We start from the raw sequence: 12,996 nt of genomic DNA on the forward strand, positions 1-12,996 counted from the left end.
CGTTCCGCGGCGGTACGGCCCCCCTCACGAACGGGAGCCGTACCCGCGGCGGACCGCCCGCCGCCGGTCATGCCGGATACACCGCCGTGCCGGTCACAGCAGCCGCCTGATGTCGCCCCTCACCCGGTAGAAGCCGCCCGACGCCGCGTGCAGCGCGTCGACCACGTACCGCGCTCCCGGCTCCCGTATCGCGCGCGGGAACTGGACGTTCCACGACGGCTCGTACCCCTCCGAGACCACGTGGATCCGCGTCCGGCCGCCCTCCTGCACGCACTCCACGACCACCGAACCCGCGGGCGCCGCGTCGACGGCCGCCACGGAGGCGGCCGCGGTGACCGGCGCGTACGTCGGCACCGAGGCGGCGGCGAGCTTGACGTCGCGGGCCACCGGCACCGAGCCCTGCTGGGCCGCCGCGATCGCCGCCTCGCTCGCGTCCACGCACACCAGCGAGCCGTCCGTGGTGACCAGGTAGAGCCGCTCGTCGCGGTACTGCATCGACAGCGCGGAACCGCCGCCCGTGCCGAGCTTCCACAGCCGCGTGCCGTCCCGGTCGAAGCAGTACACCGAGGAGGAGGCGTCCCCGGCGAAGACGAAGCGCCCGCCGGGCGAGGTGGCGCACGAGTACACCGTGCTGTCGCAGCGGTACGTCGTCTCGACGGCGCCGGTCGCCTTCGACAGCCGCTGGACCACCCGCTGCACGGTGCCGGCGTACACCGCGTCGTCCTCCTGCCAGCCGAAGAGCACACCGCCCCGGGTGGGCGTGTGCCACAACTCCGTACGGCCGTCGGGGGAGTGGGCCGTCACGCCGCCCGAGTGCCCGTGGTACACGGCCCGGTCGTCGGCGCGCACCATCCAGGCGTGCTGGCCGCGCCCGCCGCGCGCCCACTGGTGCTCGTCCTCGTGGTCGATGACGGTGAGCCGCCCGTCGCGGTCCGCGACGTTCAGGACGCCCTCGTGGATGTCGAGCCAGAAGATGTCGACGTCGGCCGCGATGTCGTAGGCCGCGAACGGCAGCTTGGACGACAGGTCGTACACCCGGCCGTCGTCGCAGCCGGCGTAGATCCAGAAGTCGTCGGCGACCAGGCACTTGACGCCGTCCGGCAGCTGGTAGTGGGCGAGGACGTCGCCGCCGTGCGCCAGGGTGTAGACGTCGCCCGACTGGTTGCCCACCCAGCAGCGCTCGTCGTCGATGTGGATGCCGAACGCCGAGGAGCCCGTGCGGAACCGCCACAGCACCGGGGCGACCGCGCGGGCCGTGGACGGCGCGGAGGTCACCTGCCGGCGGCTGACCGCGCGGGGCGCCCGCTGACCCTGCACGGCGGGCGCGTACCCCTTGCGCACCTTCTCGCCTATCTTCTTGGCGGCCGCCGCCTGCGCCTTCTCGGCGGTGGGGAACGTCGACGTCGTCGTCTGCCCGGCGGCGCCGATCCGCCCGTAGCGGATGGACACGACCTGTCCCTGGACCGTCACCTCGTAGAACTTGTGCGCACCGCCACCGTCCTGCGACAGCTCCAGATACGTCGTCGACATGGCAGACCTCTCCCCACGGCCGGACCCTGCGGCGTGTTCCGCGGGTTCCACTGGTCGAACGGTAGGGGGAGGCACTGACAGTCGGTCCGGTCGAGGTCTTCGACTCCCCGGCCGCGTCCCCTTGGTGGCTCACCGGCATGGGAACCCAGGTGAACATTGCCGGATCCGGGCAGTGCGAAGGCGGATGCCGGCAGGGCATCCTGCCGTCAGGGGGAGCACAGAGGGCTGATCCGGTGCCGGGCTCCTGCAGCGTCCGGCACCGGGCCTCACGGGGCACCTCATGGAGGCAGTGCGTTGTCCGTGCATGGCGCGGACCATGGCACGGAACGGGGGAGGCCGGAGCATGCAGACGTTCGTGGAGACCGCCACCGCCTTTCCCGTGATCCTGTTCACCGCCGCCCTGGTCGTGGTCGTGTGCTTCTGGCTGCTGGTCGCCGCCGGTGTCACGGCCGCGGACAGCTTCGACGAGGACGCCGACCTCGAGGCATGGGGCATGGGCGGGGTGCCGGTGGCGGTCGCCGTCTCCCTGCTGACGGTGTTCGCCTGGCTCCTCGCGGTCGGCGCGACCGTACTGCTCGTCCCCTTGGCGCCCGCGGACGAGACGACACTGTTCCTGCGCCCACTGGTGTCGGCTGTCGCGCTGGGTGTCGCCTGGTGCCTGACCTGCCTGTCCGTCAGGCCCCTGCGTCGTCCCGCCTCAGGCGGAGCCGGGACCACGCGTCGGAGGACACACGACGGCACCGACTGAGTGAGCGACAGGCGCAACGATCGCACCGCCCGAGCGGCGCGGCAGCGCGGTCGATCGAAGGCGGACGCCGGAGCGAGTGCCTGTTCTCCCCTTCTCCCCTCCGCAGGCCGACCCGGCTGGAGGAGTACCGGCTGGAGGAGGCCGATTGAAGAGGGACCGGAAACCGCCGCACGGGTACCCTTGATCACATCGTCATCGCGGCCCGACGGGCTTCCGCTCCACCCCGGTGGAGTCTCGAAGGACACGCCCCCACCCGCACGAGTCACTTCGTGCTGCCTGGGGGAAGTCCTTGCTGTTCCGCGCATCAGCGAAAACCGTCGCCGAGAGGGCACTCGACACCTCGCTCTTCCTCCACCTCACCGAGCAGTTCGTCCACATGCACGGCCACCGCCCCAGCGCCTCGGAAGTCCGCTCCTGGGAGCGCAGCATCCCCGCCCTGGCCGCCGCGCTGAACGACGCGGGCCTCGGCGACGTGGAGGTCATGCTGGAGTACGCGCTCCCGCTGAACAGCAAGCGCGCCGACGCCGTCCTCGCCGGAGTGCACCCGGTCACGGGCGAGCCCTCCTACGTCGTCGTGGAACTGAAGCAGTGGAGCCAGGCCGAGCCGCACGACGACGACCCGGCCCTGTGCCATGTCGACGCGTACGCGCACCCGGTCCTCAACCCGATCGAGCAAGTGCGCCGCTACTGCGAGTACCTCGTCAACTTCAACGGTGCGGTGGCCGAGCACCCCGGACGCGTCAGCGGAGTGGCCTTCCTGCACAACGCGACCGAGTTCGGTGTCAGCGGCCTGCGGGCGGTCGAGCTCGACGACCGCGGTCAGCTGTTCACGGGCGACCGGCGCGGCGAGTTCATCGACCACCTGCGTGCCAGGCTCAGTGACAGGCACCCGGGCGTCCGCGCGGCCGACGAACTCCGGTCGGGCAGGACGGTCCCGTCGAAGCAGCTGATGTCGGTCGCGGCCCAGGAGGTCCGCGAGCGCGAGCAGTTCGTGCTCCTGGACGAGCAGCAGGTCGCGTACCGCACGGTGCTCAACGCCGTGCGCAAGGCCAAGCGGTCCGACCACAAGGAGGTCGTGGTCGTCACCGGCGGCCCCGGCACCGGCAAGAGCGTCATCGCGCTCTCCCTGCTCGGCGAGCTGTACCGGCAGGGCGTGCCGGCCCTGCACGCCACCGGCTCCCAGTCGTTCACCAAGACGATGCGGAAGGTCGCGGGCACCCGCAAGCGCGAGGTGCAGGACCTCTTCAAGTACTTCAACAGCTTCATGACGACCGAGAGGAACAGCCTCGACGTCCTGATCTGCGACGAGGCCCACCGCATCCGCGAGACCTCCGCCAACCGCTACACCCCGGCGGCCCACCGCACCGGGAAGCGGCAGATCGACGAACTCATCGACGTCGCCCGGGTCCCCGTCTTCCTCCTGGACGAGCACCAGGTGGTGCGCCCGGGCGAGATGGGCACCGTGGAGGAGATCAGGGCGGCCGCCGCGGCCAAGGGCCTCGACTGCCGCGTCGTGCCGCTGGAGAGCCAGTTCCGCTGCGGCGGCAGCGACGCCTACCTGCGCTGGGTGGTACGGCTCCTCGGCCTGGAACCCGGCGGCCCGGTGGTCTGGGAGCCCGACGACCGCATGCGCCTGCTGGTCGCCGACAGCCCGCAGGAGATGGAGGCATTCCTCGACGCCCGCCGCGCCGAGCACTACAGCGCCCGCATCTCCGCCGGCTACTGCTGGCCATGGTCCCCTGAGCCCAAGCCCGGTGACCCGCTCCCGGCCGACGTCGTCATCGGCGGCTGGGCCCGCCCCTGGAACCTCCGCGGCGACCGCTCCGTCTCCGGCGCGCCCCCGGCCGCCCTGTGGGCGACCGACCCGGCGGGCTTCGGCCAGGTCGGCTGCGTCTACACCGCCCAGGGCTTCGAGTACGACTGGTCCGGCGTCGTCATCGGCCCCGACCTGCTCTGGCGCGGCGACCGCTGGGTCACGGACCGCACGGCGTCCAAGGACCCGGTGTTCAGGAAGTCCACCCCGGACGAGGACGTGGACCGCCTGATCCGCAACACCTACAAGGTGCTCCTCACCCGGGGCATGGTCGGCACGATCGTGTACTCGACGGACCCGGAGACGCGCGAGAAGCTGCGGGAGCTGGTGGGCGACGCGGCGCTGGAGGCCGTACCGGCCTGACGGGCCGGCCCCCGTCCACTCGGGCGACGGGCCGGGAGCCGGGTGGCGACCCGCAGCCCGTACACACCGCTCTGTACGGGCTCCGGCCGCGTTCCGGGCGTAACCCGCCCCGGCCGCCGTGCCGTTGTACGCACGCAAGGGTGTGCCACAAGCACGGCAAGGGGGTCGTGGTCCATGGTGAACAGCACAGAACCCGATGCGGCCGGCGGCCTCAGGGCGTTCGGAGCGGCACTGAAGGTGTTCCGGGAGCGGGCCCTGCTCACACAGGAGCAGCTCGCCGAGCGGCTCGACTACTCGCACGCCTCGGTCGCCTCCGTCGAACAGGGGCGGCGGATGCCCTCCGCGCACTTCGTCGAGCGGGCGGAGGAGACCCTGGAGTCGTTCGGGGTGCTGCGGGCGGTCGCCCGGCACGTCGGACGGCAGCGCGGGCTGGCGGCCTGGTTCCGGCAGTGGGCCCAGCTGGAGGAGACGGCGGTCGGCCTGTGCACGTACGAGTGCCGGGTGGTGCCCGGACTGCTGCAGACCGAGGCGTACACGCGGGCGGTGATGCTCAACGTGCCCCCTCCGCCGACCGGGGAACAGCTGGAACAGCGCATCGCGGCGCGGCGGGCCCGGCAGGAGCTGCTGCGCCGCGAGCCGCGATCGCGTTGAACTTCATCGTCGAGGAGTCGGTACTGCTGCGGCACACGGGCACCGAGGAGGTCACGCGGGAACTGCTCGGTCACCTCCTCGCGTGTGCGGAGCTGTGGAACGTGGAGTTGCAGATCATGCCGCTGCGGCAGCCGTACCACGCGGGGACGGACGGAGCCATGCAGCTGCTGGAGACCCCGGAGCACCAATGGCTGGGATACTCGGAGGGGCAGCAGACCGGTCAGCTCGTCTCCGGCGCGGCGGACGTCAGTCTGATGCAGATGCGCTATGCCAGGATGCGCTCACAGGCCCTGTCCCCGGCGGACTCGGCCGAGGTGTTGACGCGGACGCGAGGAGCGCTATGAGCAGCACGGGCGGACTGAAGTGGTTCAAGAGCAGCTACAGCGGTTCTCAGGGTGACAGCTGCGTGGAGGTCGCACACGCTCCCGGAGCCGTCCACGTGCGGGACTCCAAGGACGTGGGAGGGCCGCGGTTCGCGGTCTCCCGGCCGGCCTGGGGGCGCTTCCTCGGGCATGTCGCCGGCTGAGCCGTCCGTACGTACCCTCCTGACGGCCCGCGCGACGGAAGCAGATGATTCCTGCTCCTCTCCGCGCGGGCCGTGCGTCCTACCGTCTGCGTCCTACCGTCCGTCTCCTGCCCGTCTGTGTCCTGCCGCTCAGGCCGTCACTCCTTCACCCTGATCCTGATACCGACGTCGGCACCACCTTCCCGTCTCCCCGCCCGTGCCACGCGCGCTTCCGCCGTGTCCCGGTCGTGGTCCGCGCCGTGGGGCTCCAGGACGTGAGGGATCTCGTCGGCCTCCTGCGAGCCGTCCGGTCGCCCCTTGATCACGGGGAGAACGGCTGTCAGGATTCCGATTCTTCATACGTGTTCGGTGCGGGCATCCGGGGCATCCAGCGCTGTCCGATGCCCCGGCTCTCCCTGCGCCCGCCCCGGCAGACGCAGATACGGAGCCCCGTGAGCGAGACCCAGACCACCACCGCGCCGCGCCCCCTCCTGCTCGCCGACGGCCGGCCCGCCGTCGAGGCGTGGTCCCTGGACCCCGCCCTGCGGCATCTCAACCACGGCTCGTTCGGGGCGGTCCCCGTCGTGGCGCAGGAGCGGCAGAGCCTGCTGCGGGCGGAGATGGAACGCTCCCCGGTGGTGTGGTTCCCCGAGCTGCCGCGGCGGATCGCCGCCGCCCGGGCGGACATAGCCGGTTTCCTGCGGGTCGACTCCGGCGACCTGGCCCTCGTGCCGAACGCGAGCGCCGGCGCCAGCACCGTGTACGCCTCCCTCGACCACCGGCCCGGCGGCGAGATCGTCGTCACCGACCACGGCTACGGGGCCGTGACCATGGGCGCCGAACGGCTGGCGCGCCGCTGGGGCGGCCGGGTGCGGACCGCCCGCGTGCCGCTCGACGCGGACGAGGAGCAGGCGTACGAGGCGGTGGTCGCCGAGTTCGGCGACGCCACCGCGCTCGTCGTCCTCGACCACATCACCTCCGCGACCGCCCGCCGCATGCCGGTCGGGCGGATCGGGGCCGAAGCGCGGCGGCGCGGGATACCGCTGCTCGTCGACGGCGCCCATGCCCCCGGTCTCATCGCCGCCCCACTCGACGGCGTGGACTGCGACTTCTGGGTCGGCAACCTGCACAAGTGGGGATGCGCGCCGCGCGGCACGGCGGCGCTGGTCGCCCGGGGGCCGCTGCGCGAGCGGCTGTACCCGCTCATCGACTCCTGGGCCGCCGCCGAGCCCTTCCCGGACCGCTTCGACCAGCAGGGGACGCTGGACTCGACCGGCTACCTCGCGGCGCCCGCCGCCCTCGACCTCGTCGAGCGCATGTGGGGCTGGGACACCGCCCGTGCCTACATGGACGAGCTGGCCGGGTACGGCGAGCGGGTCGTCCGCGCCGCGTTCGCCGAGCGGACCGGCGACGGCTCCGAAGGCGACGGCTCCGAAGGCGTCGGCAGTGCCGTCGACGTCGGCATGCCCGTCCCCGGGATGCGGCTGGTGCGGCTGCCCGACGGGCTGGGCCGCACCCGGATCGAGGCCGACGCGCTGCGCGACCGGGCCCCCGGGGAGCTGGGCGTCGAGGCGGCCTTCACCAGTTTCGGCGGCGTCGGCTACCTGCGGCTGTCCGCCCACGTCTACAACACCCCGGCCGACTACGAGTACTTCGCCGAAGCCTGCGTCCCCGTCCTGTGCGAGTGGGCTCGGGCGGCCCGTGACGGGGACCGGTACGGCGCGGCGTAGCGAGGCGTGTGGCGCGCTGCAGTGAGTCGTGCGGTGCGCTGCAGTGAGTCGTGCGGTGCGTCGTAGCGAGGCGTGCTGCGCGCTGCAGCGAGGCGGCTGTGCTCCGTGGCTCCGTCCCGTGTGCCCGCCGCGGCCCGTGAGTCCGCTAAGCCGCGCTCACCGCGTCCACCAGTGTCGCCAGTGCCCGCGCGAGTCCGCCGAGGCCGGGGCCCGCGGGGCCGCCCGGCTCGCTCATGTAGAGGTCGCGGCGGATCTCGATCATCAGGGCGGTGACCCGGGGGTCCTGCTCGTAGTACTCCAAGGGGACGTAGGTTCCGGCGAACGGTGTGTTGACCTGCGTGCCGCCGAAGTCCGCGAACGCCTCCTCCGCTCGGGCGAGGAGGTCCGGGGGCGTGTGGAAGCGGTCCGCGCCGAGGCAGACCGGCGGGCGCGGGCCGTCGCCGTGCAGCTCGTAGGGGAGTCGTGCGGTCGGGTACGAGTGCACGTCGATGACCACGACGCGTCCCGTCGCCGCCAGCCGGTCCGCCACCGCGTCCGTCATGGCCCGCGCGTACGGGTGGAAGCAGGTCTCCAGGAGCGGGCGGTCGTCGAAGCCGTCGCGGCGCAGCACCCCGCCGTGCGTGGTCCGGGTGTAGACCGCGCCCATGCCGACGGCGCGCATCTCCTCCCGCTCGTCCGGGAACCGCTCCGGGTCGACCACCAGCCGCGAGAGCCGGTTCACGAAGCGCCAGGGGGTGCGGGAGGCCGCCTCGCCCGCACGGGCCGCGATCTCCTCGGTGTGCGCGTCCGTGATGTGGTCCAGCTCCCGCTCCAGTTCGTCGTCGTCGAGCTCGATCCCCGCCCGTACGTCCCCGGGGATCGAGCGGGAGGAGTGCGGTACGTGGAGGATCACGGGCGAGTCGCCGGCTCCGGCACGGAGGGCGTATGAGGAGGGTGTGATGCCGTCGTTCAAGCGGAAGTCCCTGGTCGGTGTGGTGGGCCGGGGAACAGCGTGGCATGGTGCAGGACGGTGTCGAAAGGTGTGTCCGACACACCGCTATGCTCGCCCTGTTCGTGTGCGGCATATGACCGGCGGCCCTGCGTCGTCGCAAGGGGTTGGGCAGCGCGTGGTGGCCGGCAGTGACGATCGAAGCGACCTGGGCGATCCGTTGGGAACGGTGCGGGCCCGGCACGCGGCAGGGGGCGACGGACGGCTGATCGCGAACCGCTACGAGCTGTTCGAGCAGCTCGGGCAGGGCGGCATGGGCACCGTCTGGCGGGCCCACGACCGGCTGCTAGCGCGCGACGTCGCCGCCAAGGAGCTGCACGTCCACACGCACGGCGACGAGGAGCACCAGACGTGGCTGCGCCGCGCCCTGCGCGAGGCGAGGGTGGTCGCCCGGGTGCCGCACCCGCACGTGGTCGGCGTGCACGACCTCGTCGAGTACGAGGACCGGCTCTGGATCGTCATGGAACTCGTCGACGGCCCCTCGCTGGGCCAACTGGTCGACCGGGAAGGGCCGCTGGCGCCCGAGCGGGTCGCCGCCCTCGGCGTGCAGCTGCTCGGCGCGCTGGACGCCGTGCACGCGGTCGGCGCCCTGCACCGGGACGTCAAACCCCCCAACGTCCTGCTGCGCCGCGACGGCAGCGCCGTCCTGACCGACTTCGGCATCGCGGTGCTCGACGACGGCGAGTTCCTGACGAAGCCGGGGGAGGTCGCGGGCTCCGCCGACTACATGGCGCCCGAGCGGGTCACCAGCGGCGAGGTGGGTCCGGCCTCCGACCTGTGGTCGCTCGGCGCGACCCTCGCGACCGCGGCCACCGGGCGGTCGCCCTTCCGCCGCAACGGCCAGGCCGCCACCCTGCACGCCGTGGCCTACGGGGAGCCGCACCTGGACGAGCGGCTGGGACCGCTGCGCCCGGTCGTCGAGGCGCTGCTGCGCAAGGCCCCCGAGGAGCGGCCCTCCGTCGCCGACGCCCTGGCCGCCCTGCGGCAGGTCGCCAACGGGACGGGGACCCCGCACACCCTGCCGGCGGCATCGGTACCGGCCGGGACACCGCAGACGCCGGCGGCCACGCCCACGGTCGTCTCACCCGCCTCCCCGGCCGACGCGCAGACCCAGGTCGCCCACTCCCTGCCGGGGCAGAACGGGGCTCCGGCCACCCAGCTCTACGACGCCGACACCATGTCCGCGCTGAACAGCGGGAACGGGAGCGGGGGCGGAGGGCGGACCGGGTCCAGGAGGGCGGGCGGCCGCGGGTGGTGGGCCGTGGCGGCGGGCGTCGTGCTGCTCGCGGGAGCGGGCGCCGGCCTCTTCGCCGCCGGGATCCCGCCCTTCGGCGACTCCGCCGGGGCGGACGCGAAGGACCGGCCCGGGCAGTCGGAGCGGGCGGAGGACGCCGGGGACGGCTCCTCGGCCGAGCCCTCCGCCGGGACGGGTGCCACGACCGGGACGGACGCCTCGGCCGCACCGGTCGCGCCGGTCACCACCGAGTTCTCCGTCCACTCCGTCCAGGGCTGGCAGCGCGCCACGGAGACCGCCATCGCACAGGGCGACACCGTCACCGTCCGTTTCACGGAGGGACAGTGGACCGTCGACGACAAGAACATGCCCCAGGCCGGACCGGACGGCTACGACGAGGCGACGGACGCCTCGCTGGACTTCGCCGCGGAGAGCTGCAAGGTCGACACGGCCGTTCCCTTCGCCGCGCTCCTGGGCCGGTTCTCCGGTGCCCCTCAGGGCGGGGCCGCCCATGTCGTGGGCGAGGAGTGGACCTTCCAGGCGCCCGCCGACGGAACCCTGGAGCTGCGCATCAACGACGGGAAGGACGACAGCGCCGGTTGCTTCTCGGACAACGCCGGGGAGCTCAAGGTCTCGGTGACCGTGGTCCACTGAGGGGAGGGCCGCCCGATGTCCGGGGAGGCCCCGGGGCCGTGGGGCGCCCTCAGGCGCCGACCTCCACCGGCTTCACCGGTTTCGTCTGCTTCACCGCCTTCACCGCCTTCACCGTCCTCACCGGACGCGGTGCCGCGATCTCGCCCGCGTCCGTGACCGTGTTCGCGACACCGACACCGACACCGACACCGGCATCGGCGTTGGTATCGGCGTTGGCATCGGTCCGGGTCGTGTCCGCACCCGCCCGGGTCGTGTCCGCACCCGCCCGGGCCGTGTCCGCACCCGTCCGGTTCCGCCACAGCCACCGTACGTCCCGGCCGAACGACCAGGTCAGCGACGCCAGCGCCACCAGTACCAGGGCGACGGTCACCGGGCGCGGCAGGAAGCCGGCGCCCGCCGCCAGCAGCAGGACGCCCTGGAGCGCCGCCACCGTCTTGCGGGCCGTGCTCGGCGGCAGCGCGCCGTCGAGCCAGGGCAGGACGCGGGCCGCCGCCACGAAGGCGTAGCGCATCGTGCCGATCAGCAGGACCCAGACGCCCAGCGACGTCGACACGTACACGCTCAGCACCAGGATCAGGAACGCGTCGACCTCCATGTCGAAGCGGGCGCCGAGCGCCGTGCACGTGCCCGTGCGCCGGGCCACCTTGCCGTCCACCGCGTCCAGGATCAGCGCCACCGAGGTCAGCACGACGAGCGCGGTGACGGGCGGCGGGCTCTGGAAGGAGTCGGCGACCAGGGCCGTCACGCCACCCACCAGGATCGCGCGGCCCAGCGTGACCCGGTTGGCCAGGCCGAACGAGCGCGGCCGTGAGCGGCGCAGGGCCCGGGTCAGCACCCCCCAGGTGGCGAGCGCGAACACCAGGCCCGCGAGCCAGCCCGCGGGGCCCATGCCCATCGCCGTGCCGAGCACGGCCAGCAGGGCGAGCTGGACGCCCGCCCCCACCGCCGTCTCCTGTTCGACGAGGCGCGCGTCGTACATGTCGTTCAGGGCCACCGCTCACCCTCCGGCCGTGTGACAGAGTCGGTCGATCAGTCGTCGGTGGGTCGGACCGCGGGGCGGTCGGGCTCGGCGGCCGATCCACGCCGCGTCCCCGCCCGGTGGGCGTGCGCGGCTTCGCACAGTCGGTACGTGAAGAGAACCCCCACCGTTCAGGAGGACGTACATGGAGCGCGCGGCACGCGCCTTCTGGCTCAGGTCTCCCGGCTTCGGCGAGATCCGCGAAGCCACCCTGGACCGGCCCGCCGACGGCGAGGTCCTGGTCCGCACCCTCTACTCCGGCGTCAGCCGCGGCACCGAGACGCTCGTCTTCCGCGGCGAGGTGCCGGAGAGCCAGCACACGGCCATGCGGGCCCCGTTCCAGGAGGGCGACTTCCCGGGCCCGGTGAAGTACGGCTACCTCAACGTCGGGGTGGTCGAGGAGGGCCCCTCCGAGCTGGCCGGGCGCACGGTCTTCTGCCTGTATCCGCACCAGACCCGGTACGTGGTGCCCGCGAGCGCGGTGACGCCCGTGCCGGACGGCGTGCCCGCGGCGCGGGCCGTGCTCGCCGGGACCGTCGAGACCGCCGTCAACGCCCTGTGGGACGCCGCCCCGCTGATCGGCGACCGCGTCGCCGTCGTGGGGGCCGGGATGGTCGGCGCGAGCGTCGCCGCGCTGCTCGCCCGCTTCCCCGGCGTGCGCCTCCAGCTCGTCGACGCCGACCCCGGCCGGGCCGTGCTCGCCCGCGCGCTCGGCGCGGACTTCGCGCTCCCCGAGGACGCCGAGGGGGAGTGCGATCTCGTCGTCCACGCCAGCGCGAGCGAGGAGGGGCTCGCCCGCTCCCTGGAACTCCTCGCCCACGAGGGCACCGTCGTCGAGCTGAGCTGGTACGGCGACCGGCGCGTCGCCCTCCCGCTCGGCGAGGCCTTCCACGCGCGCCGCCTCACCGTGCGCAGCAGCCAGGTCGGCACGGTCTCCCCGGCCAGGAGCTCCCGGCGCACGTACGCCGACCGGCTCGCCCTCGCCCTGGACCTGCTCGCCGACCCGCGCTTCGACGCGCTGGTCACCGGCGAGACCGCCTTCGAGGACCTGCCGGAGACGCTGCCCGACCTCGCGAGCGGGAAGCTGCCCGCGCTGTGCCACCGGGTGCGGTACCAGGCGTCATAACCGGGTTCCGCGACGGGGTGCGGGGACGACTCCACGCGACCGGTCCCAGGGGGCGCCCCGCCCGCCGGGACCGGCCGCCGCCGAACTCCCCCGGGGCGCCGCTTCGCGAACTCGTCCCCGTACCCCCTGAACACGGAGAACGGACCGGCCGTACTACACAGCACGCCCCGGCTGGGGGAAGGCGCACCGCACCTGGAGGGTCGGCCGTTGTTCAGCATCACCGTCCGCGATCACCTGATGATCGCCCACAGCTTCCGCGGCGAGGTCTTCGGACCGGCGCAGCGTCTGCACGGGGCAACGTTCCTGGTGGACGCCACCTTCCGCCGCGCCGAGCTGGACGACGACAACATCGTCGTCGACATCGGGCTCGCGACCCGGGAACTCGGCGAGGTGGTGGGCGGCTTGAACTACCGCAACCTCGACGACGAACCCGCCTTCGCCGGCGTCAACACCAGCACCGAGTACCTGGCCAAGGTGATCGCCGACCGTCTCGCGGAGCGGATCGCGGCGGGCGCGCTGGGCGAGGGCGCCCGCGGCCTCGCCGGCCTCACCGTCACACTCCACGAGTCGCACGTCGCCTGGGCGAGTCACGAGCGTGCCCTGTGACCGACACCGTGACCGCCCCCACCGTCGTCC

At 73.2% G+C, this 12,996-nt stretch carries 10 protein-coding genes and 1 pseudogene; 8 read left to right on the forward strand and 3 right to left on the reverse strand.

Going from position 1 to position 12,996, the window contains the following annotated elements:
- Positions 1–93: 93 nt before the first annotated feature.
- A complete protein-coding gene (locus IE271_RS22130) occupies positions 94–1,530 on the reverse strand; it encodes a WGR domain-containing protein (protein ID WP_190192130.1) in 1,437 nt (478 codons plus the stop codon).
- 343 nt (positions 1,531–1,873) lie between these two features.
- Between IE271_RS22130 and IE271_RS22135 the strand changes: the two genes are divergently transcribed.
- The 5 genes and pseudogenes from IE271_RS22135 (at position 1,874) to IE271_RS22155 (ending at position 7,340) form a co-directional block, all read left to right on the forward strand.
- A complete protein-coding gene (locus IE271_RS22135) occupies positions 1,874–2,278 on the forward strand; it encodes a hypothetical protein (protein WP_190192131.1) in 405 nt (134 codons plus the stop codon).
- A 289-nt stretch (positions 2,279–2,567) separates the two neighbouring features.
- A complete protein-coding gene (locus tag IE271_RS22140) occupies positions 2,568–4,454 on the forward strand; it encodes a DUF2075 domain-containing protein (RefSeq protein WP_190192132.1) in 1,887 nt (628 codons plus the stop codon).
- Positions 4,455–4,628: 174 nt separating this feature from the next.
- Positions 4,629–5,449: pseudogene (locus IE271_RS22145) on the forward strand (helix-turn-helix domain-containing protein).
- A complete protein-coding gene (locus tag IE271_RS22150) occupies positions 5,446–5,631 on the forward strand; it encodes a DUF397 domain-containing protein (protein ID WP_190192133.1) in 186 nt (61 codons plus the stop codon). The pseudogene IE271_RS22145 and the gene IE271_RS22150 overlap by 4 nt, the downstream one beginning before the upstream one ends.
- Before the next feature lie 431 nt (positions 5,632–6,062).
- A complete protein-coding gene (locus IE271_RS22155; RefSeq protein ID WP_190192134.1) occupies positions 6,063–7,340 on the forward strand; it encodes an aminotransferase class V-fold PLP-dependent enzyme in 1,278 nt (425 codons plus the stop codon).
- 145 nt (positions 7,341–7,485) lie between these two features.
- On the opposite strand, the gene IE271_RS22160 is transcribed toward IE271_RS22155, so the two are convergent.
- Entirely contained in the window at positions 7,486–8,292 is an 807-nt protein-coding gene (locus IE271_RS22160) for an N-formylglutamate amidohydrolase (protein ID WP_229919487.1), read from the reverse strand.
- Positions 8,293–8,446: 154 nt separating this feature from the next.
- Here IE271_RS22160 and IE271_RS22165 point away from each other — a divergent pair, with 154 nt between their 5' ends.
- Positions 8,447–10,216: a serine/threonine-protein kinase gene (locus tag IE271_RS22165; RefSeq protein ID WP_190192135.1), complete on the forward strand. Its 1,770-nt coding sequence runs from the start codon at positions 8,447–8,449 to the stop codon at positions 10,214–10,216.
- Between the two features lie 49 nt (positions 10,217–10,265).
- Here IE271_RS22165 and IE271_RS22170 read toward each other — a convergent pair whose 3' ends face one another.
- Positions 10,266–11,210: a CDP-alcohol phosphatidyltransferase family protein gene (locus tag IE271_RS22170; RefSeq protein ID WP_190192136.1), complete on the reverse strand. Its 945-nt coding sequence runs from the start codon at positions 11,208–11,210 to the stop codon at positions 10,266–10,268.
- Between the two features lie 169 nt (positions 11,211–11,379).
- Here IE271_RS22170 and IE271_RS22175 point away from each other — a divergent pair, with 169 nt between their 5' ends.
- Together IE271_RS22175 and IE271_RS22180 are read left to right on the forward strand one after the other, a co-directional pair.
- Positions 11,380–12,360, forward strand: a complete 981-nt coding sequence (locus IE271_RS22175) for a zinc-dependent alcohol dehydrogenase (RefSeq protein WP_190192137.1) — start codon at positions 11,380–11,382, stop codon at positions 12,358–12,360.
- Between the two features lie 207 nt (positions 12,361–12,567).
- Complete coding sequence (locus IE271_RS22180) at positions 12,568–12,966, forward strand: 6-pyruvoyl trahydropterin synthase family protein (protein ID WP_190192138.1); 399 nt, start codon at positions 12,568–12,570, stop codon at positions 12,964–12,966.
- Positions 12,967–12,996 lie beyond the last annotated feature (30 nt).

The organism is Streptomyces minutiscleroticus (genome assembly GCF_014650875.1).
In the GTDB taxonomy this organism is placed as follows: Bacteria; Actinomycetota; Actinomycetes; order Streptomycetales; family Streptomycetaceae; genus Streptomyces; species Streptomyces minutiscleroticus.